We start from the raw sequence: 26,739 nt of genomic DNA on the forward strand, positions 1-26,739 counted from the left end.
AATTGATAAAAGTTATTTTTAAGATGTTAAAAGAAGACCGAGACTATATCTTAAAGGAGGAAATGGAGAAGGCTGCTTAAAAAATATTTCCATTTTTTACTTGACTTTTTAAATGGAAAGTTCAAACTTACAAAATACATTTAACCGCCCTCTGACTTAGCTACAATAAACTTTTTAAAAAATCGTCATGAAATTATCAATCCCTTTCTCAGCTATGAAGGATCAAAACCAAAAAAATAAGATAAAAATAGCTAGGGAAAAAGATAGGTCAACATGGGTGTGATTTGGGAATAATTGAGAAGGACCTTAAGCTCACAGTCTTGTTTAGATAGGTAATTTTATTTTTATCTCTAGGGTCTTTTATGGCCTTAAGCCTTGTGAAAAAAACGGAAAAACTATCTTAACAAAGGCCCTAAGTGTAGGATTTTCTTTATCCATTTAAGATTAAACGAAAATCTTTATGCAATGGATAGACAAATACAGCCTTTATTGGCTTATTCTTCATAAAAAATCACGGCAGGCCATGTCCTTTAAGGCCCCATTTGGCTGCCTCCAATTTAAGATTACTGTTAGGTGAGAAAAAAATATATTCTTCAGAGCTGTAGAGTTTGTCATTGACTTGACAAGAAAAATTTTTTGTGATAGGAGAAATTGCTTTGTGTTTTATTTCACAAAGAAAGGAGGTGAAAGAGGGAAAAAAACTAATTTTTGAATTTTAGGCTTATTAAAAAATGAAAGAGGAGGGAGTCATGAGGAAAGTAGGTGTTTTAGTAGCAGTTTTGATGTTTTTTAGTAGTCTTTGTTTTGCTGAAGTAGAAAAGGGTATTATTGATACTATTGCAAAAAGGATTGAGTTTAGCGGGCTATTGGAGACCGGTTTTAAAGTAGAAAGTATTGGTCATAAAAATATAAGTGGTAGAGTAGAAGATTCAGAAATTCAGCTTACTACGGCAGCACTGGCGATAGAGGCAGAGGTGGCTGACTGGATAAATGTTGCGGTAGTGCCTATTTTTGAGGTGGGAGAATTTTATGTAGATGAAGGCCATGTTACTCTGGGACCAACAGAGAGCATACCCCTTTATCTCAAAGGTGGTTTAATGTATTATCCATTTGGTAAAAGAGAAGAATATACCCATTTCCCAGATGAGCCGTTAGTCAACTTGCCATTTACTATGTATTTTGGCGAAATTTGGGACCCAGGTGCAGTAGTTGGATTTACCAAAGAAATCCCTGGAATGGGTAGTCTTACCTTAGAAGGCTTTGTGGTTTATGCCAATGTGACCGATAGTGATACAAGGCAGGTAGATACCTATGGTTTTAACGTCTGTTACAATCTTGAAAAAGGCGATTATAAATTTGAAATAGGAGCATCCTATACTAATAACGCACTTGATTCCACAGGTTATAAAATGCATAGAACGGGTCTGGAAGATTACGAACGCGCAGATTTCTGGACTCTTCATACTGACCGTGATATAGACGCCATTGCTACTTATGGAAGTATTGAGTGTGGTGGATGCTATCTTACAGCTGAATATATGGGTGTTGTACAACCCATAAGAGAGGCAATCTCTCGTTCAGGAGAACTCGGAGCACGTCCTAGAGTATGGGGAGTGGAAGTAGGTACCGCTCTTGAAAATTATGTGGCACTTCCAAAACCAGTAGAAGTAATGTTTAGATATGAAGGCTCCTTAGATGCTCAGGAAATTTATGAAATACCTAGAAACAGGTATGCAATCGGTGCCAATGTTGGCCTCCATGAATATCTCACCTGGTCTTTGGCTTACGCTTACAATGATTATAATGAAGGATATGGCGGAGGAGATCCTACAGGCCATGAAACTAACAGTTCTCTGTTCTTTACTCAACTAGCTATTCAGTTTTAGTTAAAATTTAAAACCAAGGGAGGTTTAGACCTCCCTTGGTTTCAGTATTTAGAAAAAATGAAAATACAAAAAACATTAATTCTGAGTATTTTAATCGTTTTTGTTTTTTTGACTCCAGTATTCTCAGAAACCTTAATTAATGCACCTCGTGATATAGTTTGGGAAAAGGCCATTAAAATGTTTCCTAAAAAACTAAAAATTAAAAAAATCTATAAAGATAAATATATTATAATAGCTGAAAGGAAAATAGGAATTCAGAAAAAGTTCAATAGGGAAATTAAAATAAGATTTACTTCAAGAGGTGAACAAACAATTATAACTTATAATATAAAGACCTTACCAGGTCTTTTAGGTTTTGGTTCTACTAGGGAAATTATGGAAACGTTTGTTGAGCAATTGAAAGAAACCTGTGAATGAATTTGATTGCCCCACTTAATTTTGCCCTTATCAGTTATTACTCTTAACTTCCAGCATCAAATCTCCCAAATCCCTTTATGCCAAGCAATAATGTGAGTAATTTCAGCACTTGGTTGATAGTGAACCAATCCTGGCAATTCTCTTTTTTCACCTGAAAGCACTTTAATAATGGCTACTACTGATTTAGCCATTCCTTCAAGATGATAACCCCCTTCCAGAAACAAGGCTAAACGATGATTGCAGACTTGAGCTGACAAGTCCTTTAAAATTTGAGTCATTAGAGCAAAGCCATCTACCGTGATCCGCATGCCTCCTAAAGGGTCTTCAAAATAAGGGTCAAAGCCTGCAGAAACCAGGATAAAATCAGGTTTAAATTTAAGGGCAATAGGATAAAGTAAATGTAAGAAGAGGTAAATGTAATCCTCATCTCCATACCCAGGACTTAAGGGGACATTGATAGTAAAATTTTTTCCCTTGCCCTCTCCTATTTCCTCTATTCTCCCAGTTAAAGGATAATGAGGGTATTGATGGATGGAAAAATAAAGCACATCCGAAGAATCATAAAATGCGTGTTGTGTCCCATTCCCATGGTGAACATCCCAATCAACAATAAGAATTTTTTCCCCTAAACCTTGTTTATGAATATAAGCAGCGGCTATGGCAATATTGTTAAAAAGACAAAACCCCATGGCTTTGTTTTTTTCAGCATGATGACCAGGTGGCCTTATCAAGGCAAAGCCATTATTAACTTCTTTACCATGAATGGCTTTGATTAAATTTAATCCGCCTCCCACTGCCAGACAGGCTGTTTGGTAAGATTGCGGAGAAGTTACAGTATCAGGGTCAAGTGTTACTTCCTTTCCTTTGGTACCAGCGATAGAATGTATATATTGGGGAGTATGAATGAGGGAAATTTCTTCTTCTGAGGCATAATAGGGAGGAACTTCTTTATAAAATTCCCTTATTTCATTTATACATTGATAAATAACTTCTAACCTTTGAGGAGACTCAGGATGCCAAGAACCAGGATTGTGGTCTAGATATCGAGCATCCTTAACTACTCCTGTTTTAAGGAATAAGGGAGCATTTACCATGTTTAATCTCCATAATATAAATTTTTTTAATTACCTCCCCATTAGGCAAAAAACTGGTCAAACCTGTAGTGCCTGGGAAATTCTGAATGGTTTCATGGATGTTTTTGGGAGGTAAACGATTAAGGTTCTTCAAATATAACAAAATCCGCCCTACTTCATATCCTTGAGCAGAAAGATAATCTGGAAAAGCATGGTAATTTTTGCGGAAATCATTGATAAATTGTTTTACCCAGGGCTGTTTGGCTTGAAGGGTGAATCCAGTGGGGAAATAAGCAGCCCTACAGTAACCTTTGACCATTTTGGCAAATTCAGGGGTGTCCCAAAGAGCTGTTCCCAAAAATACCAGATTTTTGGCATTATAATAGGCAAATTGAGAAATAATAAAGGCTGAAGTTAAAGCATTGTCAGGAATAAATACCGCATCAAAGGGGAAATGCACAGGATTTTTTAAAATCTCTTCTGGTTTTTTGTTGGCTATCATTTTACCTATAAGAGACTTTATTTGAATAGCAAAGTCAGTGGTTTTAGGAGGATAAGAAACTATTTTTACCACACTCCCGCCTCTTTTTCCCACTTCTAGGAGGAAAAGTCTCAGATAATTTTTACCATATTGGTCTTCAGGATAAAATACTGCAAAGGAAGTATAATTTAACTTTTTCATAACTAAATCTAATAAATTTTTTATTTGAATTTCCGGGGTAATAAAATCTCTATAAATAAAACCCTTCCCCTTAGGGATATTCGGCTCCGCAGTAAGAGCTATGACAGGGAGTCCTATTTTATAAGCTTTAGATATAACTGGTTGGGCAGTATTTTTGCCTAAAAGGGCTATTAGCACATCACAATTTTGTGCCTCCATATTCTTGAGAGCATATAGGGCTGTCTCTGAAATACCACCACTATCATATACAAATACAGAAAAAGAAGAACCTTTTAATACATCCAATCCTAATAATAAACCTTTAAGAACATTTTCGCCTAACTTCTTATTTTCCCCATTTAGGGGAAGTAAACAACAAACATCATAGCCAAAACTACCCCAAAAATTAAAGGCAAAAACAGAGGGGATAAAAAAAAGAAAGAAAAATAACCCAATTAATAAACGTTTCATTTTGTTTTGGTTTTAGCTACAGTCACTAAGGCGGGCCGAAGTAGTCTGTCGTGTAAAAGATATCCTTTTTGATGCTCTTCTATCACCATATCTCCTCCTTCCTTTCTTTCTTCAACCTTAACCGCTTCGTGGACATAAGGGTCAAATTTTTCTCCTACTGTTTTAACAGGTTTTACTCCAAATTTTTCTAAACACTGCTGGAGCATTTTCAAGGTAAGTTCAATCCCTTCTAAAATACCCTTCATATTATTAGAAGAATGAGCATGCCCCAGTGCTCTTTCTAAATTATCCATTATTGGTAACAATTCTTTAAGCAATTGTTCGTTAGCAAATTTAAGATATTCTGATAGTTGTTTTTCTGTGCGTTTGCGTAAATTATCCAGTTCAGCCATAGTGCGTAGCCATTTCTCGTGGTATTCTTGCGCTTCCTTTGTCTTTTTATCTAATTCTGTTTTCAACTTTTCAATTTCTTCACTACTCTTTGTTTCTTTCTCTTCTATTTGAACTTCCTGAGAAACCCTCTCTTTCTTATCCATCCTTCCTCCCTTATTTATTTTTGTCCAAAATTTCACTTAATACTTGAGCTGTATATTCTACTAAAGGAATTACACTAGCATAATTCATCCTTATGGGCCCAATTACTGCCACTGTTCCCAACACACTATCTCCACTCATATATGGAGAAGCAACAACTCCGCATTCTCTAAGCTCTTTTTGGTCAATTTCAGAACCTACAAACACCTGGGGTTTGGCATCTCGCACAGTCCTTTCTAACAAGCGAGCAATAATACTTTTTTCTTCAAAAGCAACCAATAAAGACTTAAGTCTCTCTACATCTGAAAATTCAGGATAATTAAGAATATTCACAGTTCCCTCTATATAAATTTGCTCTCTCTCCGGCCAAAACATGCGTTGAGTTAATTGAAATACCTTATTCCAAAGGGTATCAAATCTTGCTTTATCTTTTTTCATCTCTTCTATTAATCTCTGCCTAACCTCTCCTAAGGTTAACCCGGTAAAAGATGTATTAAGGTAATTAGCAAATCGGGTCAAATCTTTTTGAGAAATAACAGTAGGGGCAGAAATTACCCGGTGATATACCATTCCCCTATTTCCTACAATAATGGTAAGAATAGAATTTTTTCTCAACTGGACAAATTCTATATATTTTAAAACAATAGTAGAAAACTTAGGAGCAACTACTATTCCTGCATGTTGAGAATAAGAAGATAAAATTTTTGAGCTCTCTTTGAGAATCTTTTCTATATTATCTTTGTCCTCCTTTAAGCTTTGTCTTATTTGCCTCTTGAATCTTTTGGATAAGGGTCTTTTTTCTAATAAGGTATCAATGTAAATCCTCCATCCCAATTCCGTTGGCACCCTACCAGCCGAAGTATGAGGTTGATAAAATAACCCCATTTCTTCTAAATCAGCCATAATATTGCGAATAGTAGCAGGACTTATAGAAAACTTATACTGTTTCCAAACCGCCCGGGAGCCTACTGGTTCCCCAGTGGTAATATACATTTGAACAACTGCACTCAAGACTTGTTTTGCCCGTTCAGATAGCATAACAATAAATTAATTTTTTAGCACTCTCTTTAATAGAGTGCCAAAGTTTAATTAAACATTCCACTCCTTCTTGTCAAGTAACAGAAAATAGACAAATTGTCTACCTCTTAAACACTTGACAAAAATTTTTGTAAGGATATATTGAACTTAAGAGCGGGAATAGCTCAGGGGTAGAGCGCCACCTTGCCAAGGTGGAAGTCGCGGGTTCAAATCCCGTTTCCCGCTCCAGAGGGCGGCATAGCCAAGTGGTAAGGCAGCGGTCTGCAAAACCGCGATTCACCGGTTCGAATCCGGTTGCCGCCTCCATTTTCTGTCCTAAATTTTACTAATTGAGCTCTTCCCAGTCATAAAATTGGAATTATTTCTGGCAAAAGGAGTTTTCTCAGGAAAAACAAAGAAAATACCAAGGCTGTCTGAAACACAAAAAGGCCTTTTGATATCTCTACTTTATCTGCCTACCTGCCTGTGCGTTGCACGCAAACCGGCCAGGATACAAGTTTGACAAACTTACTCTAGATTAAAAAGCAATGGTATTTCTGGAGAAAATAATTTTTTGACCTTCTTGGCGAAAGTCAGGATGAACATGCACAATTTGGGTTAACTTTTTGTTGAACATAACCGATAAAATTAAAAGGTAGCTATAAGAATAGAGATATGTCAGAAAAGGCACAAAAGTTTATTAATAACATTAAATCTTTACCTACACTCCGTCCCATAGCAGCTAAAATAATGCAATTATTACACGATAAAAATACCTCTGCCTACCAAATAGCTAAGATTATCCAGATGGACCAATCTCTTACTGCTTTGATTCTTAAACTGGCCAATTCTTCATTTTATGGATGTTGTAAGGAGATTTCTACACTTAGACATGCAGTAATAATTATTGGTTTAGATGACATAAAAAATATAGTGTTATGTGATGCTCTTATAAACTCCTTTCCAGTAAGAAAAGGCTCCTTTGATTATGGGATGTTTTGGGAACATTCTGTTTATTGTGCAATTTTATGTAAAATATTATCAAAGCCATTTAATTACAGAAAAGCTGGTGAGTTGTATGTAGCAGGTTTGTTACATGATATTGGTAAAATTGTGATGGTGCAGGTTTTTTATGAAAAATTTGAAAAAGTAATTTCTATAACTGCTAAAAGTAATGGTTCTCCTTTAGAGATAGAAAAGGAGATATTAGGCATTACTCATCCTGACATAGGTAAGGCACTGGCTATGAAATGGAATTTCCCACCTGAGATTACAGATGCCATAGCCTTTCATCACAGCCCTCTAGAATCCGAACACAATGTTGATATAACCTGTATAGTCCATTTGGCCAATGCACTTTGTTGGAAAATTGGTTTTACAAGTATAAAAACAGCTAATAAATCACAGCCCAAAATAGATGAAGGAGCTTGGGAATATCTAAAAAACAAAAGGCTAGACCTAAATGAAACAGATTTAGAGCAGTTCTCTTTTGAGTTCCAAAGTCGCACTGAAGAAGTCCAGGAATTTATATCGCTTATTTACAAAAAACACTAATGGCTCAAGAAATATTAGAAATCATTGCTAAGGCAGAAGGAGACCAGGAGCTATTGGATGGTTTTTTAAAAAAGGCAAAAGACTTGATAAATTATGATTGGTGGGGAATGTATATATTAAATGAAGAGACAAATCAATATGAGGTTAGAGCAAAATCAAATGAAGCTAAAAAAATAGAAACTAACATAGATTTCTTAATTGAGGATGGAATTATTGATTGGGTTTTAAGGAATTATAAGCCCCGGTTTATTTCTCCTATAACTGATAATCTACATTTTTTTATAATCCCTATTGTAATTGCTAAAAAAACTATAGGGTTTGTTGTATTTAAAATTTCAAGTAAACAGGCATTTAACAAAAACCTCCATTCTCTTTCTCTTCAAGCCACTTTATTAGGATTAATGTTTCAAGGCACTATGTATCGTGAAAGTGTGTGGGATAAAGTAAACAAACTTAAGTTTCTTATGGAAATCGCTCAAAAGATAACATTTTCTACTAATGTAGATAGACTACTGGAATCTATTATGGAGGTTTTAAATAACACAGTTAGGACTAAATATTCTTGCATTTCTCTTCTAGACGAAAATAAGAAACTCATTTTAAAAAAAAGCAGTGATTTTAAATGGCCAATAAAACCTACAGAAGTATGCTACTTTGTAATAAATCATGCTAAGCCCATCCATATCTCTGATTTTAAACAGGATATTCGTTTTAAAAACTCAATGGAGCCTTCTAATCTCAGAAATGTTTTAAGCTTTCCTCTTAAGACTCAGAATACAATTCTTGGTGCATTGACGTTATATAACAGGTTAGGCTTACCAGATTTTACAAAGGATGATTTTATCTTCCTTTTTGCTTTAAGCAATCAAGCAGCTCTGGCCATAAAGCTCATCTCCCTTTATGATGAACTTAAAAAGGCTTATAAAGAAACAGTTTTAGCACTAGCAGAAGCTATAGAAGCAAAAGACCCCTATACAAGGGGGCATATAGAAAGAGTGACCCGTTATGCCCTGATGTTGGCAAAGGCAATGAAATTTAAACCATCGGATATAGAAACCTTGGAATTTGCAAGCCTGCTTCATGATATAGGAAAAATTGGAATAAGCGAGGCAATATTGAAGAAACCAGGGAAATTAACTGCCCAGGAGTTTAGGGAAATAATGAAGCATCCTGTTATTGGTGAGCAAATTGTGAAAAAGGTCTCATTTTTAAAAAAAGCAAGCATCATCATCAGGCAACACCACGAACGATTTGACGGAAATGGTTACCCTGATGGACTTAAGGGTAAGAAGATAGAAAAGCTTTCTAGGATATTGGCTATAGCAGATGCCTTTGATGCTATGACCTCAGAAAGACCTTATAAAAAGAGACTTAATATTGAACAGGCACTAGAAGAAATTAAAAGAAACAAAGGGAAACAATTTGACCCAGAGATTTGTGAAGTAGCATTAAAGGTATTTGGATAGGACTTCGTCAAAGTAATTTTAACGGAGATCCAAATGTTAAGCGCAATGGCTCAATGCAGAATGCAAATTGAAAAATGCAAAATCGCCTTCTGTTAAATTGGAACGTTAGCACGTTTACACGTTTGCACGATGAGACGTCCTTAGTGCGTGGTGCTTAGTCTCTAGTCAATTCTAGTTTTCTTTTTGATTGAGGCAATGAAGTTGTTTAATTTGACGCTTAGCTTATCAAGGTTTGGCATTACAAAGTTGTAAGTTAGAAAGTTTGCAAGTTGGAAAGTTTGCAAGTTAACACGAACTGGGAATTTCTGTTTTCCGTTTTCTATTTTCTTAACTGTATTTTGTAGGTTAGACCCCAAGTTTTCCCAAGTTTCACCACAAATTTCGCAAATTTCGTTTAGGAGGTATGATAAGATGAAACCAAGGTTATTATTTTTGGCCTTTTTTGTGGTTTTTTTTACAACTAATGTAGTATTTGGGAAAACCTTTAATGTAAAAACCCCCGTACAGTTTCAAAGTGCACTTACAGAAGCACAGTCTAATGAGGAAGATGATACAATAAATGTAGCAGCAGGGACATATAATATTCCCTCTACCCTTACTTATTCTACCAATAATGGAGACAACGGTCACAAACTTACCATCCAGGGTGCTGGTGCAGATCAGACAGTCCTTAATGGAGGAGGAAGTGTGCAGATTTTGTATATATATACTCATGGAGATGACTATGGTGGTGATATAACAATAAAGGGTATGGGCTTTAGGAATGGGAATTGTTTTGACTGTTTTGGCGGTGGTGTTTATGTATATGGGGTTTCTATAAATATAACAATAAAAGACTGTACGTTCTCAAAAAATTCAGCTAGAAAGATTCATGGGTTACCTGTTAGTGGTGGTGGCGTATCTGCATGTTCAAGCCATGGCACAATAACTATTGCAAACAATACATTCTTAGGAAATTCAGCTGATAATGGTGGTGGTGTAGATGCAGATTCAGTTTCAGGTACAATAACTATTACAAATAATACATTCTCAGAAAATTCAGCTGATGATAGTTGTGGCGGTGGTGTAGAGGTATATGCAGAATCAGGTAGAATAACTATTACAAACAATACATTTTCAGGAAATTTGGCTGATAATTATGGGGGCGGCGTCTATGGAATGTTATATCATGAGATAGACATTCTAAATGTTTACAATAATATCCTTTTTGATAATGCCGCCGGTGCAGGTGGAAATGATGGTGATGACCTATATATTGAGATTGGTTATAAAGGTGCTACTGTTAATCTATACAACAATGACTTTTCAGGAAATGCAAACTTTAACACGGGCCAGTCTGAAGACTTATATATTAGTTACACTGAAAAGTACCATCATGCAAATAACATCCAAAAAGCCCCACAGTTTGTTGACCCTGTAAATGGAGATTTTCATATAAAACCAACTTCCCCCTGCATAGATAAAGGCAATAACTCTGCCCCTGAACTTCCTAGTACTGACTTTGAGGGGGATCCCAGGATAATTGGTGGCACTGTAGACATTGGTGCAGATGAATTCATTAAGTCCATGCCCTGGCTGCATCTTTTGCTTGGTGACTGAGGTGCTTTGGAGGAATTTTGAAAAAAGTTGACAATTTTTTGGAAATTTTGTATGTGGGGGATAGAGGTAATTATATGAAAAGGTGGATTTTGGGGATAGTTGTTATATTGAGTGGATTAGTGTTTATTATCGGGATTAGATTGGGCAGTAAGAGTACTGTTCCTTCTATAAATTCAAAAAATAAGCCATTAAAGGAGGGGATAATTCCTCATGAAGTGCTTAAGGCGAAAATAGAGGTTAAACAGGAGGAAAAAGTCTTGAAGGCCAAAGATTGGATAGACCCTAGAGAGATTGAGGTTACACCTGATGGCATTACCCTGGCTGAGGTTGAGCAAAACCTTAAGGGACAAGATGAGATTGATCCAAATGAGATAGAGGTAACCCCACCTGAAAATGGAAAAAGGGGGCTTACCTTAGCAGAGGTTGAGGAGATTATTAAACAAGAAAAGGAGATAGATCCAGCACAGGTTGAGGTTACACCGCCTGAAAGACCAGGGGAACGAGGCATTACCCTGGCAGAGGTTGAGGGAATTATTAAACAAGAAAAGGAGATAGACCCCAGAGATATTGAGGTAATCCCACCTGAGCACCCTGGTGAAAAAGGGGTTACTGTGGGAGAGATTGAGGAGATTATAAAGCAACAAAAAGAAATTGACACAAAAAATATAGAGCCAACTCCACCTGATTAAAAATAATAAAAATGATGGCTTTTTATTTTAATAATTTAAAAAATAAATAAGAAGGAGGATGATATGAGGGTAAAAAAGATGTTTATAACTATGGTAGTGGTATTAAGCATGCTTGCGGTTTTTGCTGTAGCCGCACACGCTAGTGGCTGGTACACCTGTACAGTTAATATGGCTGGTCCTGGCTGGGGGACTCATTGTTATATCAAGTTATCAGATACTGCTGCCACTCCGGATTTTGAAAATAAGTGGTTTGTGGCCCTTGATAGTCAGAAAAAGGAGATGCTTGCAGTTGCCTTAACAGCGATGACCAATAACATGCAAGTTAAAGTTTATATTAGCAGCTCTAGTCCATATTCTATTATCCGTGCTATGTATTTAATATCACCCTAATTTTTAAGATTATAAATCACGGAAAAAGACCTCTGGTTTTTACCAGAGGCTGAAGTGTGTTTTATTATTTCCAAGAGTATCATAGATTAAGGATTTTTAAAAAAAGGAACTCAGTACCTAATTGTTACTATAATGCTCACTTTTGTTTATAAAGACAAAAATTTATTTTCAAATGAAAAGGAAGTAAAAATTAAATTTTGTTAAGCATGACCAAGAAATTCAAAAGCAAAACTTAATCCTACTAAATCTTACTAAGTCCTAAATCTTCTATTTTTTATTTTCCATAAATCAATAGCGGATTTTGGGATATTGTCTGTCTTGACAATAGAGCTACCTTATATTTTAATAATTTTTATAAAAATGGGATGGAGACAACAGCGTGGATAAGAATTTAAAGTTGTATTATGAGGAATTTCACTTAAAAACAAGGGAGATGCCTATTGAAATTATGAAACAACAATCACGAATTAAAGTCCTAAAAGAACTATTGCCAACAAAAAAAGGAGATAATAATATCTTATTTGTAGGCTGTGGGACGGGGGATGAATTATTAATAATTAAGGAAAACAAAGAATTGGTAATTGGATTAGATATATCTTACACTGCTCTACGAAAAGCCAAAATGAAAAACCAAAATTTTATTTTTATTCAAGGAGATGCACACTATATACCTTTTCGAAAAAATTCGTTTAATATTATCATTTGTTCCGAGGTATTAGAACATTTGTCAAATACAGAAAAATGTATCTCTGAAATTTACCGAGTTTTAAGAGAACAAGGAATATTTATTCTCACAGTTCCTAATTGGATAAGTCTTTTTGGATTATTTAGGAAAGTAGGTGAGATTATTATTCAATCCAAATTAACATCTGATAACCAACCAATTGATAATTGGTTTACACCATCTAAATTAAGAAATCTTATTAAAAAATATTTTACTATTATAGAGGATAGAGGAATCTGGTATTATCCCCCAACTGGAAAAGGGGGAAGAAGGATACCAGACAAATTTATTTATCCAGTTTTCAAATTTTTGATGCCTTTAAATAATTCACTTAGTAAAATAATTCCTAATTTTGGACATTGTTTAGCATTGAAATGTCAAAAAAGAACAATTAAAAGAATTTAAATTTTTAAAATTAAAAATTATTTCTAAAAAAGAAATGTCCTCCAAGAATATTTTAATTATGCTAGGGATAATAAGTCTTATTGTTTTTATCCTTTTTTACAATTTCATTTATTGGGAAATTGGTACATACTCTCCACATTCCCCTGATGAAAGTAATGGATTATTCTTTGCAAAGCAAATAATAGAAAATAGTGAGTTCATCTGGAAATCGCAATTAAATGAAAGATACAATGTACCTTTTTTTATGCCCCGAGGATCGGTACGGGTGGGAAAGAATCTTTATGCTCCATTAACTGCTCCCTACTTCATTTTAATTATCGCTCTATCCTTCTTGTTTAAGTTTAAGTATTTTATAGTTTCTATTTCTGGAGTAATTGGTATATTATTTTTTTATTTATTAGTGCAATATGTTTTTAAAAGCAAAAAATTGGGGTTAATAGGTGCAATCCTTTTAGCTTTTTTCCCTCCCTATGTATTATATACCAATATCTGTGTAGATATTATTCCCTCATTAGTGTTTTGGATTGGTTCTTTATATTATTTTGTTAGATTTCTAAATGAAGACGATCACAGATTTTTAGTTCTCTGTACTCTCTTTTTTATAGTTTCTATAGCTATTCGTCCACCACATATTCTTTTAGCAATAGCTTACTTGGTACCTCTAATAATGTACTACAAAAAATTATTCACTTTCAGAAATCTTTCAGTTGCTTTATCGGTAAGTGTTATTTTTGTGATATTATTTTTTGGCATTAATCACTCAGTTTATGGTTCGTTTTTTAGTACCGGTAGAACAATAATTGGACGAGATATTGCAGAAGCTGGGGTTATTAAAACTCTGATGCGCATTGATTTTAATTTACATGCTGTTTCCAGGGCATTTAATAACTACCTTTTGCATTATGGAACTTTGATTTTTGTGGGAGGAGTATTAGGGATTATTTTGCTTAAACAAACAAATAATAAAATGGTAAAAACCTTAGTATATAGCCTTATTCCTTTAAGTATTATCTTACTATTTTATTTCGGCTCAAACCCTACTTTCTATGGTTTTTCCCAAACAAGATTACAGAGTTCGTTGTCCCGGTATTTCTTACCTATATACGTATGTCTAATTATATCGACTGTTTATTTTTTAAGTATATTAAAAAATTGCAAGATAAAGACTTTATTTATAACTATATTGATAGTCAATATTCAGATATTTACATTTGGAAGCGCAGGTTCTTTGATAGATTTAACGCTAGTTAAAGAAAAATTGTATAAATACAACAAAATGGTTAAAACAACACCCCAAAAGAGTATTTTTATTGTCAAACAATATGATAAATATATAATATTAGATAGACCCGTGATGTTAATGTGGAACAATGAAGATTTAGAAAAACATCCATCCATAGAATACTTCTATCCTCTTTTAGATATCGATAGAGATCTTATACCAATAATACAAAAATTACAAAATGATGGATATACAGTTTATATCTCCACTGAATCCCTACACGCAGAAAAAAAATTGAAAAAAGAAAATTATAAATTGATGAAAATAGAAAATACACCCTTTATGGTATGCGTGGGTAAAGTTCATAAGGGGAGATAATGAAGTATTCAGATTATATTAATTGGAAAACTAACAAGCCAAGAGTTGTATTCATTGTGAAATACTTTTATCCTACAAAACGTATTTCTGGTATCCTTAGTTTTTTATATGTTCTCTGTGATTTTTTATCTAAGGATTTAGATATTGTCGTAATATCGGCTAAAACTTCAAAGGATGAAAAAAGATTATACAATCATAATGGATACAAAATTATAAAAATAAATAAATTACTTTATCCTATAGAATCAGCTTTATTAACTAAAAAGATAAATCCTGATCTAATATTTTATTTTTCAGGTATAGCAAGACCTATATTAGCATCTTTTTATTTTGGACTTAGTAGATTTATATTAGGAAAAAACAAAAAAATTTTATATTGTCAGTGTACTCATTTCTTTAAGAAGCCAAATATTATCACAAGTTGGTTTTTCAACTCCTTTGATGAACTTATCGGAACTCACCCAAATATAGTGAAAGCATTACAAGAGGTAACGAATAAGCCCGTAAGTTTTATTCCACCAGCAATTGATGCAAATAAGTTAAACGAAGTCAAATGCAAGAAGGTCAGAAATACCTACATTGGTTTTTTTGGACATTTTCATAAGGGAAAAGGGGTAGATTTATTAATAAAAACTTTTTTAAAATTGCCCTATGAAAATGTTAAACTAATACTAGGAGGTAAAGATAACAAATTTTTAAAGTCATTAAAACCATTATTAAATAAAAATAATAGAATAAAAATCTATAATTACATGGATGATATTTATTCTTTAATAAACCTATGTGATTTTATCGTTTTGCCATACAGAACCTCTGCTTATGTTCTGGGGATTTCTCAAACTCTCTTAGAAGCTATGTATCTTGGTAAACCAGTTATAGGGTCTAAAACACCGTGTCTTGATATTATTAAATCTGAATATAATGGACTTATTTTTCGAAATGAGAACGATTTACTAAGTAAGATGATAACGCTTATCCAAGATCATGAGCTATTAAACATGTTATCAATCAATGCACATAAAACAATTAGTGAGGATTATACTATTTCTCTGATAGGGAAGAAATTTTTAAAACTTATTTATAAAAAGGTGACAAAAAATGGATGATATGAATAAGATATATTGCGAAACTAAGAGATATTATAACAAATACTCAGATTATTATGATAAAGAACGAACTAGAGGTTATTATGAATTTATTAACGATCTTGAAATAGACATTGTTAATACATATATCAAGAATGATAATAAGATCCTTGAAGTAGGTTGTGGCACAGGCATCATTTTGAATAGAATATCAAGAGTTGTACATAGTAAGAATATAATAGGAATTGATTTATCTGAAAAGATGCTATACGAAGCAAAGAAGAAAAACCTAAATGTGATTATGTGTAATGCCAATATGTTACCTTTTAAGAATAACTCATTTGATATTGTATATTCATTCAAAGTTATACCACACATCCCTGAAATAGAGAACGTAATAAGAGATATAGATAGAGTAACAAAAAAGGATGGCTTGATGATATTAGAATTTTATAATCCTATCTCCTTTAAATTTCTAGCTAATAAAATTTCTTGTTTTTTTGAAGGATGGAAGGTTTACTGTAGATACGACAGTTTACATAAAATAAAGTCATATTTACCAAACAATACCAAAATAATTCATATTAGGGGTATAAGAATATTTACTTTCATATCCATATTAGCTAAAATTCCAATTATTTCCCATATATTTCGGTTTCTAGAGGAAAATTTTTGTGATAATTTAATACTAAGAAACTTTGGTGGGTATTTTGTAGTAGTTATCAAAAAATGTTAAGTAATATAAACGGAACTTACAAGTGTAATAAAATATCTACAATTTTCTCAGAAGGACTATAATCTTTAAATTCTTTTAAAAAAGTATTTATTCGATAGTTTTCATAATTTTTAATAAACAGCCTTATTTTATTTTCATCAAATCCTGCTAGGCATGTGTTAGGATGGATAGTGCGTTCAGTATACTCCCTTAATAATAAACAAGGAGTTCCTAAATAATAACTCTCTTCTTGTGGTCCTCCGCCATCGGTTATTATATAGATCGAGTTTTTCATAAATGTGACAAATGAAAAATAATCCAAAAGTTGCATAATTTGAATATTTGTATTTTTTTCTAATAAATTTAATAATCCAAATGATTTTAACTTCTCTCTTGTAGATTCATGTAGTGGAAATATTACCAATCTGTTTTTCGATATTTCTTTTAGTATATTTATGATACTCTTCATTCTTTTTTTAGATGAAATAGTTTCAAATCTGTGAATTGAAACTAATACATATTCTTCCTTTGGAGTGGGAATGCTTTTCATACTGGATGTAGCTATTTTGACTGCGTCGAAAATAGTATTTAAACTAGTGTCATAGATCTTTCCTTTTACTTTTTCCTTTAACAAATTTTGATAACCATTGTTTACACCATCCGAAAATAAATAATCAGAGTTTTTATCAACTATAATTCTTATTAACTCTTCCGGAAAAGGTTGAAATATATTACGAGAACGTAATCCTGCTTCAATATGAGCAATTTTCAATTTATTTAACTTTCCGAGGACAAGCCCTAATAATGCTGGTGGTGCATCACCATGAACTAGAAGTATATTTGTATTTTTATCTTTTAAAAATATCTTATGTTTTTTTGATAACCCACATTCCCAGACATTTTTACTTCCCCACCACAACATTTCTCTAACATTTGTAATGTCTTTTTCAAAACCTTCCAACACAAAGTCTGGTTTTTTAAGTTCAAATAATTTTGATATTTCATCTAATATCTTTGTGTGCTGATTAGCATTAATAAAATTGTATTCTATTCCTCGCCTGTCCATCTCTTTCATAATAGGTGCCATTTTTATAAGTTGTCCTTTTGTTCCAACTAACACATTAATCATAAGAAAGCACACCTACCTTGGTTTAAATTATAATATTTCTTCTTGTAATTTTTGTGTTTTTATTTTTCAATGTAATTCCCTTGTAACATTTTTTGACCCCTACCCTTTTTGAAAGTGATTTGAGCAATTCTTGACAGTAAGGACTAATTCCTTTTATTTGTGGTAAGGTTCCAATTAAGGTTATTTTTGGGTTCATGATTTATCACCTGTAAGTTTTGTTTTGCCCCTTTGCTGCCCCTTTATTCCTCTTTCAGTATATAATACGTTCCCTTACCAGTTGTAGTTTTTCTTGACTTCTTCTATCCTCATTTCATTCGCCTCTTATTTGTAAATATTTTAATGCCTTTTTATAATTTCTGCTTATTAGGGGTTAATGTCCCTATTAAAGCTATTTTTTGTTTCACGTCTCATATCAAATTCTATCTTCTTTAATCTATATAATATTTCTTCTTGTAATTTTTTTTGTGTTTTTATCATATCTGCAATTAGCCCTAAGATTATTACCTGCAATCCAACTACCAAGAGTACCACCGTCAGCACTGCACTTGGTAGATATGGTGTTACTATTCCCGTCTTAAAATAGTGGACTAGCACCCTAAGACCCATTAAGAGACCTAGTAAGGTAATTGTCCCCCCAATTAGGGAAAATACCTTTAGTGGATTGTAGTCTCTGTAAGTCCTTAAAATTATTGGTGCGCCCCTTTTGGCATAGCTAAATATATTAGAAATAAGTCGAGACTTTCCCTCCCTCTTTCTAAAGTTTACTGGTATCTCCTTTATCACCATCCCATTGTTTACAGCCTGTAAGATTGTCTCTTGAACATAGGTATAGTCAGACATAATATTTAAACGAAGGGCAGTTTCCCTTGTAAATGCCCTAAAGCCTGTTTGGGCATCTGATACTGGATAACCCGATGCCATTCGTGTAACCCATGTGGCAATTTTATTTCCTATTCGCTTCTGAATAGGCATATGTTCAATCCAACCCTTAAACCTTGAGCCAAGCACAATGTCTGCCTCACCATCTAAAATAGGTCTAATCAAATCAGGGATCTGTTTTTGATCGTATTGAAAATCTGCATCTGTATTGACAATGATATCAGCACCCATTTCTAAAGCAGTCTCTAAGCCCAGCCTAAATGCAGGTGCAAGTCCTTTATTTTCTTTAAAGCCAACAATTCTATCTGCACCTGCCTCCTTTGCCACCTTAACCGTATTATCTGTAGACCCATCATTTATTACCAATACCTCTACCTTTTCTATCCCCTCTATTTCCCTTGGGATCTCCTTTATTACCTTGCCTATTGTATTCTCTTCATTGTATGCGGGGATCGTTACAACAAGTTTCATTCTATCCCTCTTCCTCTATCAATAATATAGAGAGAAAATAGATTAGCAAACAGGTAACTATTGCCAGTATGATGGCAAAAATTCCAAGGTAGCCAAACATTGAACCTATAATGCCCCCTCCAATAATCCCAAATCTTAAACTTAGCTCTTTATAATCCTTTGCAGAGATTAAGAGTAATCCTGACAATATTGCAGAGAATAGGGCAAAAAACATAATGACTAATTTGAATATGCCCAAAGAATCCCAGATTTTCTTTAATGGATTTGTTAGAGAAAAGAAAAAGACTATCAATAGAAAGATTATGATTATTGCTGAAATAAACCAAAAAGGAATTCTAAAGAAAAACCTATTTTCTTTATGACCAAAAGGCTTCTCAAGAGAGATTTCATAACATCCTTCCTCCTGCTTTAACACAATCTGAGACATAATTTTTCTTTTTATTTCAGATAAATTCATATTGAACTTCTCTTTAATCTCCTTTCTCCTAATGGCCACATAACCTATAAGTATAAGGATAAAGATACTGCCTGCAAGTGCATCTGAGAGCAGCATGTATGAAAGTTTTGTAATATAGATAAAACTCAATTTGGCTTTATTTGTTTTACCTTTTAAAATAAGATAATTTCCTTCTTTTTGAGATTTAAAATGCGGGTTTGAAGAAAGTAATTTTTCTCCTGCAACTATCTCTATTTCTACATCTGTATTATTGTTTATTTGAGGCAGATTAAAAGATAGTTTATACAGGCCCTGCCCCTTTGGCCTTGGTAATAAAAATGCACATTCAAACCTTTCATCTTGTTTCATAAAATAAATTTTATCTCCCTCTCTTTTAATGGGGATAGCCCCTGAAAAAGAAATTATTCTTGCATCTCCAATATTTAGCCAAAAATCATCCTTTATCTCTGCGTTCAATGTCCCTTTCCCATACCAATATCCAAATTGGCCATCAATTTTAGCGGACTCATAGATTATGTGAATCTCATCTGCTACGATGTTTAAGGGAAAAAGAAAAATTAAAAGGAAAAGTAAAAATCTAAATCTCACCTTGAATCATTTCCACCTTTATGTAATCTGCAGTTCTATATAGTCCAAATTCTCTTTTTACTACAATGAACCCAGTTACAGAAGAAGCGTTTTTCCTCCAATTGATTTTTACTCTTATTACCTTTGTTTCTCCAGGTTTAATCTTTAAACCATTCCCATCAACCTGGACAAAGACTGTGTCTTTTAAATAAGATGGCACTTCAAATTTTAGCACTTGTTCTATGTCTCCTCTGTTTTTTATTGCAAAAATGGCTGTGCTTGTTTCCCCTTTCTTAACAAAAAATTCAAGTTTATCAGTAGAGTAAACAATGGTATCATCAGTTTCTTTATGCTCAAACCAATCAAATATACTCAAAGCAAAATTAAGGTTATTTCCCTTTTTGATGTTTTTATTTAAAAGAATGTCTTTATCTCCAAGAAATGCCACACTGCCTTCTCCATACCTTATTCCTGCAAAGACAACAAAATTTGCCTTTTTTACCTTTTTCCCTGGCCTTTCCCACACACTGGGCCATTCTTTTGCCTCAATAAAATCTGTTTGAAGCAAGACTTCTGGCTCTTTTTCTAGAGATATAGGGATAGGTGAGATAAGGTAGATTTCCCCCATGCCTGATTCTATCTTTACTTCATCCCCTAGATAATAATCTAAAAATTCTGCACCAAACCTTCTGGCAAGTTTATTCATATTAGTCAATGATTCAGGAGTATCTGTTACTAAAAGCAATTTCCCACCATTTGCTACAAAGTCTTTTATTAGTGCTATCTCTTCTCTCTTAAACCTTCTATCTGAATTTATTAAAATTAGGATGTGTGCCTCATTTATAAGATCTTTGGTTATAGTGTCTGCATTTAGCCCCATTTCAATGTTATCTTTTACATTATATCCCTTAAACTCCAGCTCATCCCTTAGGGTGCTTAAACCAAGGGGACCCTCATTTTCCATCCCAAAAAAACCTGTGGAGTTATCAAAAACTATGGTTTCTTTATTATTAATATCTTCATTATTAAGTGCAATAGTAGTACTTATATGAGTAAAGATGTATAAAATTAAAATAATCATATAGACAAAACCCCTCTTCATTTTTTTACCCTTTTTGTTTATGATTATAAATAAATATATGTTTTATGTCCTTTCCCTGACAATCTAAGACAAGGACCTTCTCATTGTCTTTAAATTTCATATTTTTAAGTTCATCTATAGAACCTATCATAATTGGCTCCTTTCCTGTTTTAGAATATATCAAGTATTTGATCCAATTACCAAAGGAATAGTTGCTTGCATTTTCTAAAGTCCAATCAAATTTTCCCACACAAATTACATTGTCGTATACCTTTATAGATAGGGATTGTAATTTGTCATAAACATCTGCACTAATAAATTGTGTCAACCGTGGCTTGTGTATTGTCATCTTTTTACAGGCAGTTAGGCCAAAGTCAACAAATAATAGCAAAAGTAGCGTAAAAATCAAGCCTATTTTCAGATTTTTTTCCTTAATATTAATGGAGGTATTATATAAAAATAGACCTGTGATGATTGCCAAAGGGATGTCCATGTATATGGAAAATCTGAGGTTATATAAATACGGAGTTGAAGGAAAAATGTGATAGCCAAGCAAGGTAGAAATAAAAAAGTTAACTATAATAAGACTTAAAAATATAGGCAGTGAAAAGGAAAGGGCAGAGATTTCTTCATGAGAGAGGCCTTTATAGGTATACACCCTAAAGAAATAAAATATGGTAATTAAAAATGCGGTCATATTAGTCAGGGCAATTATTGGGAATGCATAATAGGTATAAGGGGTTATAATTTGGGCATTTGAAGACTTATGGGGCAATAGATTCATCATTAGTTCATTGTTTTTATATAAATAAATTACGCCTAATAAAATCAAACACATAAAAGAAAAGGTAATTAATTCTGCCTTATTTAACTTTTTACTTAATATAAGGTAGGTAATGTATGCAACAGAAAATATTACCATTTTTGCAAATGCAGTTATTGCTGTCTTCCATAGAAAGAATATAGAAATGAGGAAAAACAATACTTTAATAAAGGAACGTTTTTTAATATAATTTACAAAGATTCCAAGTGATAAAATAAGCCAGAATTTTCCAAAAATTTCCTTATAAAGGTCAGAAAACAATAATTCTCCAGGCAGAGTAGCAAAGACAAGTGAGGAGTAAAGGGCCGTCTTTTTATTTGTAAGGGATTTTACCAAGAAATATAAGGCAAGGATTGAAAAGGAATCTATCAGAGGTATAATGATTTTTGGGATAAATAAAAGGTCAAGGCCCAAAAGATTTAAAATTTTTGCTGTAAGCCCTAACCAAAGGGTGGCAAAGTTTACGGTATCTAAATAGGGATTTTTGCTAAATAAAAGACCTTTTTTTAAAAGAGAAAAAAAGGGCATTTCTACCCCTTTAATTGCCTGAAGGAGATACATGGGGACATCATATCCAATAGGGATTTTGGGCAACCCAAATACCAAAAGGCGCAACAGAAAGCCAAAGAGAAAAATAATAAGTAAAATATAAGCATCTTTTGCTATTTCTAATCTAAAGATATTTTTTAGCTCACTTATCTTTTGTTTCTTTTGGTGTTTTTTTAAAACAATAAAACTGATATAGCCAGCAATTGTGGAGCTAAAAAGGACTAAAAAAATACTGCCATAGGGAAGTAGATGGGCAAACCAACTAACAATCACTATAGATAAAAGCAAAATAATTAGACCAAGCGTTTTTTTGACCAGCTCACCTACTTCAAAAGGCCTAAGCTCCTGCTTTATGGTAGTATAGAGGTATATAAAAGAAATTAAAACCATGCCAACTATATGAAAATAAATAAAATAGGGATTCATTCCCTTAACATTTCTCACACTATAAAGCACACTGATAAATAATAGATTTATAAAGATAACAAATGCAATCATCTTGGGAATAGAAATAACCTGAATGGGCTTACCTTAAATTTGAGGCAGCCATAAAGAACAGATATTATTAAGATAAATGAGCCAATTGTCTGCAACACTAAAAAAGAGAAAAATTCAAAAATGTTTACACTCCACTTACGATAGAATAATTCAACTATAGTTGTTAAAGGTAGTCCAATAAAGAATAAAGGATTTAAAAATCCCAATAGAGAAAAAAGTATGTATAATGGGGTAAATAACTCAAAGGGAAATTTTATGTATTTTTTATATAGCCTAGGATGCTTTTTGAAGAGCAATGGGTCTATAAAAAATCTTATTTTATTTTTGAGCACTTTAGACCAACTTTCCTCTACAAAAAGGTGATATACTAAGACCTCTGAAGCAAATTTGATAGTATACCCATTTTCTATAATTGTAAATGCCAGGTCTGAATCTTCCCTAAAGTGATAGCAGGCAGGGAAGCTTTCATCAAAATAGATTTTATTCAAAATTGCTTTTTTATAAGCAATGTTACAGGTTGGATAGCGGCCTCCATAAAGATTTATTACACAGTGAGAGAAAGGAGTTAAAGCATGTTTTGGAATGGTTTTTCCTTCAACCCCTCCAATTTGCCCGTCAAATGCTTCATTAATCGCCTTTAGCCATTGTCTTGAGGCGATACAATCATCGTCAATAAAGGCCACTATATCACCACTTGCCATTTTAATACCTAGATTTCTGGCACAGGCAGGGCCTTTATTTTCTTGAAAGATGTATTTAATATCTAAATTTTTTTTAAAACTATCTACAATTTCTTTTGTTTGGTCTTTTGAACCATCGTCTACTACTATAACTTCAAAATTTTTATACTCCTGTTTACACAATGAAGTTAAACATTCTTTGAGTAACTTTGCCCTGTTATATGTAGGTATTACAACACTTATCTTTTCTAGAAACACCTTTGACTCCTTAATTCTTATATCTTATTGTAACTATCCTTGCAATACCTTAGAAAACAAGATATATAGCGTCTATCCTTAAATTTAAGGAACATTACATGAATATATCTTTGGGAAGAGGGACACTGTATTTCACCATAGCCCAGGTGATGTTTTTAGCAAGTGGATATGTAATCCATGCAGGTCTAGGAAGGATATTAGGACCTGCCTCTTATGGAATATTTGGGGTGGTAATCTATCTTGTCACTCTACCTCAAAACCTCCTTAACACAGGCATTCCTTTAGCAGCCTCAAAATATATTGCAGAGGATAATAGTAGGGCTAAAGCAGTGATGCATAAAACAACCAAACTGCAATTAGTTTCATCCCTAATTGTCTTTTGGGTATATTTTTTACTTGCAGGCGCTTTTTCTAACCTGCTAAAAAGCCCATCTTTATGTAATTATATTAAAATTTCTGCCTTTATTATACCTGTAAGTGCCTTTTATTCACTATATACAAATTTTTTAAATGGGTTTAGATGGTATGACAAGCAGGCCCTGGTGCTGATTATATCCTCTATGACCAAAGTGATAGGAGTATTTATGTTAGTTTTACTAGGTCTCAGGCTTTATGGGGCAATTTTGGGATATTTAATGGGGCCTTTAGCAGGGTTAGCAGTAGGCTGGTATTTTTTAAAAGGTGAGGGGGAAAAAAATAAAAACAGGTTTAAGTATAAAAAAATTATAAATTTTGCCATACCTGTTATTGTTTTTTCTATCACTATCAACTTCTTAATTAGTGCTGACTTATTCTTTGTAAAGGGAATCCTTATGGACAATATACAAGCAGGCTATTACACTGCTGCCTCTATGTTATCAAGGGTCCCTTTTTATATTTTTAGTGTATTGGGGAGTGCTTTATTTCCTGCCATATCCAGGTCAACCGCCCTAAGAGATATAGAACAAACCCAAAATTATATAATAAATTCTATGAGATACCTGTTAATGTTTTTAATCCCTACAATAGTTGTTTTTAGTGCTACATCCAACAATTTAATTAATCTTTGTTATTCCTTGAAATATTTACCTGCTAGTACTTCGTTAAGCATTTTGTTCTTAGGATTTGGTTTTTTTACCGTATTCTCAATTTTTGCAAATATTATTACCGCTAGTGGAAAACCCAGGATTGCTATGCTAGCTGTATTGCTCTTGCTGCCAATATGTATAATTTTAAATACCATTTTAATACCACGATACCACTTAGAGGGTGCTGCTTTAGCAACAACCATTACTTCATTTTTAGGTAGTTGTATAACAGGAGGCTATGTGTTTATTTATTTCAAAGTCTTAATAAACAAAGTTTCGTTAGCAAAAATTTGTGGAGTTTCTATTGTTATTTATTTTATGGCAATTTTATGTGGTTCTGCCTCACCACTTTTGCTACCGCTGCTTTATGTGATGTTATTATTAGTTTATTTTATTATGCTTTTTTTAATAAAAGAACTTAGAAGAGAAGACCTAAAGACATTCAAAAAAATTATCTATGGCCAAGGATGAAGGAGTTAGTTGTGCTAAGGGCGTTTTTTGGAACAATCTTTGTATTGTTTATTCCTGGATTTGCCTGGTCTTTTATGTTCTTTCGAAAGGATGAAATAGATTGGATTGAGAGGATAGCATTATCCTTTGGCCTTTCGATTGCATTAGTCCCTCTAACTATCTTTTGGCTCAATTACCTTTTTAAGGTAAAAATCAATGCTTTTAATTGTAGCATAGCAATTTTTGTACTTATATTTATACCCATAATCTATCTATTGCTTAAAAAGACAATATCTCACAGTAAAAATGCCTCTAAAAAGAATAAAGTTGCAAATGGAAAAGGCCTGCCTTTTCCCAAAAATTCCTAAAACTTGTAGAAGAGACCAAAAAACGCTATGATTTGGTATATGAAAAAGATGGTTTTATGATTTTGAGGCGGACAATATCTGTACTTGACAAGCTGAATCCAATATAATGGATAGTAGTCCTATAGGGCTACGTCAAAGTCAGGCCATAAGTAATTTAAAAAAATCCAAATTTCAAAATCCAAATGCCAAATGAAATCCAAATGTCTAAATGCCAAAACATTAAATCAGTGAGTAGTGAAATAGTGAGGGAATGAAATAGCCACTTTTTCTCCACCTTTTTTCCACTTCGTAGGTGGAGAAATTTTGTGTTTTTATTGGTTTTTCCTTGTTCTATCCACCTTTCGGCAATGGTTGGCGAGCTAGATAGAAACTGCAAGTTTTAAATATGTTATAGGCCACGGTAAATACTCAGACACATTTATTGACAGAATCTTGACTTAGTCTTTAGTTTAGTCTATTTTGTTATAGGAGGTGATTTAAAAATGCCATTAAAGGTAAATATTCACGAGGCAAAAACCCAATTTTCTCGACTTTTGGCCAGGGTGGAAAGTGGCGAAGAAATTATTATTGCCAAGGCAGGAAGACCCATTGCCCGTTTGGTGCCAATAATAGAAAGACCCAAAGGGCGCACTCCAGGAAGTGCGGAGGGAAAGATTATTATATCACCAGATTTTGATGCCCCATTACCTGAATCTATCTTAAAGGCATTTGAGCAGTGAGAGTACTTTTAGATACCCATACCTTTTTGTGGTGGATTTCAAATGATACTAGGCTATCATCTCGTGCTCTTGAGGTTATCAGTAATGGGAATAATGAATTATTGCTTAGTGCTGCTAGTGGCTGGGAGATTGCTATCAAAGTTCGACTTGGAAGATTGCAACTACCTTATGAGCCAGAGCGTTTTATCCCTGAACAATTGGTCATCAACGCAATTCAAAGTTTACCTATTAAGATAAGTCACGCTTTACACACCTATAGCCTTCCAATCTATCACCGGGACCCTTTTGACCGTATAATTATTGCCCAAGCCCAGTTGGAAGGCTTACCTATTTTGACTTCTGATCCTCAAATTGCTAAATATAAAGTGGAGATCATCTGGTAAAATTTTATTTTTCATATTTCCACTTCGTAGGTGGAAGAATTTTAGCCAAAGTTTGTTGCCTTACTTGGCTGTAA

The 26,739-nt window shown here is 33.5% G+C and carries 26 protein-coding genes and 2 tRNA genes; 17 read left to right on the forward strand and 11 right to left on the reverse strand.

Annotated elements, in window-relative coordinates:
- The first annotated feature begins 749 nt into the window (after nucleotides 1–749).
- Both HS1_RS03870 and HS1_RS03875 read left to right on the forward strand, forming a co-directional pair.
- Nucleotides 750–1,886 carry an LbtU family siderophore porin gene (locus HS1_RS03870; protein WP_066061169.1) on the forward strand — a complete coding sequence of 379 codons (1,137 nt, stop codon included), beginning with the start codon at nucleotides 750–752 and terminating at the stop codon, nucleotides 1,884–1,886.
- Between the two features lie 57 nt (nucleotides 1,887–1,943).
- Nucleotides 1,944–2,303: a hypothetical protein gene (locus HS1_RS03875; RefSeq protein ID WP_066061171.1), complete on the forward strand. Its 360-nt coding sequence runs from the start codon at nucleotides 1,944–1,946 to the stop codon at nucleotides 2,301–2,303.
- A 56-nt stretch (nucleotides 2,304–2,359) separates the two neighbouring features.
- Here the strand turns inward: HS1_RS03875 and HS1_RS03880 are convergent, their stop codons facing one another.
- Genes HS1_RS03880 through hrcA form a run of 4 tightly spaced genes read right to left on the reverse strand, consistent with a single transcriptional unit; the run spans nucleotide 2,360 to nucleotide 6,080 of the window.
- Nucleotides 2,360–3,397 (reverse strand): histone deacetylase family protein, encoded by a 1,038-nt coding sequence (locus HS1_RS03880; RefSeq protein WP_066061174.1) that lies wholly within the window; start codon nucleotides 3,395–3,397, stop codon nucleotides 2,360–2,362.
- Nucleotides 3,372–4,508 carry a penicillin-binding protein activator gene (locus HS1_RS03885; RefSeq protein ID WP_066061176.1) on the reverse strand — a complete coding sequence of 379 codons (1,137 nt, stop codon included), beginning with the start codon at nucleotides 4,506–4,508 and terminating at the stop codon, nucleotides 3,372–3,374. Before HS1_RS03885 ends, HS1_RS03880 begins: the two co-directional genes overlap by 26 nt.
- On the reverse strand, nucleotides 4,505–5,044 hold the full coding sequence (gene grpE / locus HS1_RS03890; RefSeq protein WP_066061179.1) for a nucleotide exchange factor GrpE: 540 nt from the start codon (nucleotides 5,042–5,044) through the stop codon (nucleotides 4,505–4,507). Before grpE ends, HS1_RS03885 begins: the two co-directional genes overlap by 4 nt.
- Before the next feature lie 10 nt (nucleotides 5,045–5,054).
- Nucleotides 5,055–6,080, reverse strand: a complete 1,026-nt coding sequence (hrcA, locus tag HS1_RS03895; protein ID WP_066061182.1) for a heat-inducible transcriptional repressor HrcA — start codon at nucleotides 6,078–6,080, stop codon at nucleotides 5,055–5,057.
- Nucleotides 6,081–6,233: 153 nt separating this feature from the next.
- Here hrcA and HS1_RS03900 point away from each other — a divergent pair.
- From HS1_RS03900 to HS1_RS03950, 11 genes are all read left to right on the forward strand, one after another.
- Nucleotides 6,234–6,308 (forward strand) — tRNA-Gly (locus tag HS1_RS03900).
- Between the two features lie 3 nt (nucleotides 6,309–6,311).
- Nucleotides 6,312–6,386 (forward strand) — tRNA-Cys (locus HS1_RS03905).
- Nucleotides 6,387–6,734: 348 nt separating this feature from the next.
- Nucleotides 6,735–7,613, forward strand: a complete 879-nt coding sequence (locus HS1_RS03910) for an HDOD domain-containing protein (RefSeq protein WP_066061185.1) — start codon at nucleotides 6,735–6,737, stop codon at nucleotides 7,611–7,613.
- On the forward strand, nucleotides 7,613–9,079 hold the full coding sequence (locus HS1_RS03915) for an HD domain-containing phosphohydrolase (RefSeq protein ID WP_066061188.1): 1,467 nt from the start codon (nucleotides 7,613–7,615) through the stop codon (nucleotides 9,077–9,079). The genes HS1_RS03910 and HS1_RS03915 overlap by 1 nt, the downstream gene beginning before the upstream one ends.
- 411 nt (nucleotides 9,080–9,490) lie before the next feature.
- Nucleotides 9,491–10,678, forward strand: coding sequence for a choice-of-anchor Q domain-containing protein (locus HS1_RS03920; protein WP_066061191.1), 1,188 nt, complete (start codon nucleotides 9,491–9,493; stop codon nucleotides 10,676–10,678).
- Between the two features lie 74 nt (nucleotides 10,679–10,752).
- Complete coding sequence (locus HS1_RS03925) at nucleotides 10,753–11,367, forward strand: hypothetical protein (protein WP_156469371.1); 615 nt, start codon at nucleotides 10,753–10,755, stop codon at nucleotides 11,365–11,367.
- Nucleotides 11,368–11,430: 63 nt separating this feature from the next.
- Nucleotides 11,431–11,757, forward strand: a complete 327-nt coding sequence (locus HS1_RS03930) for a hypothetical protein (RefSeq protein ID WP_066061198.1) — start codon at nucleotides 11,431–11,433, stop codon at nucleotides 11,755–11,757.
- Nucleotides 11,758–12,136: 379 nt separating this feature from the next.
- The gene (locus HS1_RS03935; protein WP_066061201.1) at nucleotides 12,137–12,886 is read left to right on the forward strand and encodes a class I SAM-dependent methyltransferase; all 750 of its coding nucleotides are present in this window, start codon (nucleotides 12,137–12,139) and stop codon (nucleotides 12,884–12,886) included.
- A gap of 58 nt (nucleotides 12,887–12,944) precedes the next feature.
- The gene (locus HS1_RS03940; RefSeq protein WP_066061204.1) at nucleotides 12,945–14,486 is read left to right on the forward strand and encodes a glycosyltransferase family 39 protein; all 1,542 of its coding nucleotides are present in this window, start codon (nucleotides 12,945–12,947) and stop codon (nucleotides 14,484–14,486) included.
- Nucleotides 14,486–15,592, forward strand: coding sequence for a glycosyltransferase family 4 protein (locus HS1_RS03945; protein WP_066061207.1), 1,107 nt, complete (start codon nucleotides 14,486–14,488; stop codon nucleotides 15,590–15,592). The genes HS1_RS03940 and HS1_RS03945 overlap by 1 nt, the downstream gene beginning before the upstream one ends.
- Entirely contained in the window at nucleotides 15,585–16,307 is a 723-nt protein-coding gene (locus HS1_RS03950; RefSeq protein ID WP_066061210.1) for a class I SAM-dependent methyltransferase, read from the forward strand. Before HS1_RS03945 ends, HS1_RS03950 begins: the two co-directional genes overlap by 8 nt.
- 16 nt (nucleotides 16,308–16,323) lie before the next feature.
- Here HS1_RS03950 and HS1_RS03955 read toward each other — a convergent pair whose 3' ends face one another.
- The 7 genes from HS1_RS03955 to HS1_RS03980 form a co-directional block, all read right to left on the reverse strand.
- A complete protein-coding gene (locus HS1_RS03955; RefSeq protein WP_066061214.1) occupies nucleotides 16,324–17,415 on the reverse strand; it encodes a UDP-N-acetylglucosamine 2-epimerase in 1,092 nt (363 codons plus the stop codon).
- 22 nt (nucleotides 17,416–17,437) lie between these two features.
- Nucleotides 17,438–17,611 carry a hypothetical protein gene (locus tag HS1_RS13010; RefSeq protein WP_156469372.1) on the reverse strand — a complete coding sequence of 58 codons (174 nt, stop codon included), beginning with the start codon at nucleotides 17,609–17,611 and terminating at the stop codon, nucleotides 17,438–17,440.
- A gap of 167 nt (nucleotides 17,612–17,778) precedes the next feature.
- Nucleotides 17,779–18,765 carry a glycosyltransferase family 2 protein gene (locus HS1_RS03960; protein ID WP_066061216.1) on the reverse strand — a complete coding sequence of 329 codons (987 nt, stop codon included), beginning with the start codon at nucleotides 18,763–18,765 and terminating at the stop codon, nucleotides 17,779–17,781.
- A 1-nt stretch (nucleotide 18,766) separates the two neighbouring features.
- Nucleotides 18,767–19,810, reverse strand: coding sequence for a hypothetical protein (locus HS1_RS03965; RefSeq protein ID WP_066061219.1), 1,044 nt, complete (start codon nucleotides 19,808–19,810; stop codon nucleotides 18,767–18,769).
- On the reverse strand, nucleotides 19,800–20,870 hold the full coding sequence (locus tag HS1_RS03970; RefSeq protein ID WP_066061222.1) for a DUF4350 domain-containing protein: 1,071 nt from the start codon (nucleotides 20,868–20,870) through the stop codon (nucleotides 19,800–19,802). The genes HS1_RS03965 and HS1_RS03970 overlap by 11 nt, the downstream gene beginning before the upstream one ends.
- 25 nt (nucleotides 20,871–20,895) lie before the next feature.
- Nucleotides 20,896–22,686 (reverse strand): hypothetical protein, encoded by a 1,791-nt coding sequence (locus HS1_RS03975; RefSeq protein WP_216638272.1) that lies wholly within the window; start codon nucleotides 22,684–22,686, stop codon nucleotides 20,896–20,898.
- 50 nt (nucleotides 22,687–22,736) lie between these two features.
- A complete protein-coding gene (locus HS1_RS03980; RefSeq protein WP_066061227.1) occupies nucleotides 22,737–23,678 on the reverse strand; it encodes a glycosyltransferase family 2 protein in 942 nt (313 codons plus the stop codon).
- Nucleotides 23,679–23,776: 98 nt separating this feature from the next.
- Here HS1_RS03980 and HS1_RS03985 point away from each other — a divergent pair, with 98 nt between their 5' ends.
- From HS1_RS03985 to HS1_RS04000, 4 genes are all read left to right on the forward strand, one after another.
- Nucleotides 23,777–25,216, forward strand: coding sequence for a flippase (locus HS1_RS03985; protein WP_066061229.1), 1,440 nt, complete (start codon nucleotides 23,777–23,779; stop codon nucleotides 25,214–25,216).
- Nucleotides 25,213–25,563: a DUF1616 domain-containing protein gene (locus HS1_RS13905; protein ID WP_082757594.1), complete on the forward strand. Its 351-nt coding sequence runs from the start codon at nucleotides 25,213–25,215 to the stop codon at nucleotides 25,561–25,563. The genes HS1_RS03985 and HS1_RS13905 overlap by 4 nt, the downstream gene beginning before the upstream one ends.
- A gap of 482 nt (nucleotides 25,564–26,045) precedes the next feature.
- Nucleotides 26,046–26,282, forward strand: a complete 237-nt coding sequence (locus HS1_RS03995) for a type II toxin-antitoxin system Phd/YefM family antitoxin (protein WP_066061234.1) — start codon at nucleotides 26,046–26,048, stop codon at nucleotides 26,280–26,282.
- A complete protein-coding gene (locus tag HS1_RS04000) occupies nucleotides 26,279–26,665 on the forward strand; it encodes a type II toxin-antitoxin system VapC family toxin (protein ID WP_066061237.1) in 387 nt (128 codons plus the stop codon). The genes HS1_RS03995 and HS1_RS04000 overlap by 4 nt, the downstream gene beginning before the upstream one ends.
- The last annotated feature ends 74 nt before the right edge of the window (nucleotides 26,666–26,739 follow it).

This window comes from Candidatus Desulfofervidus auxilii (genome assembly GCF_001577525.1).
GTDB lineage: Bacteria > Desulfobacterota > Desulfofervidia > Desulfofervidales > Desulfofervidaceae > Desulfofervidus > Desulfofervidus auxilii.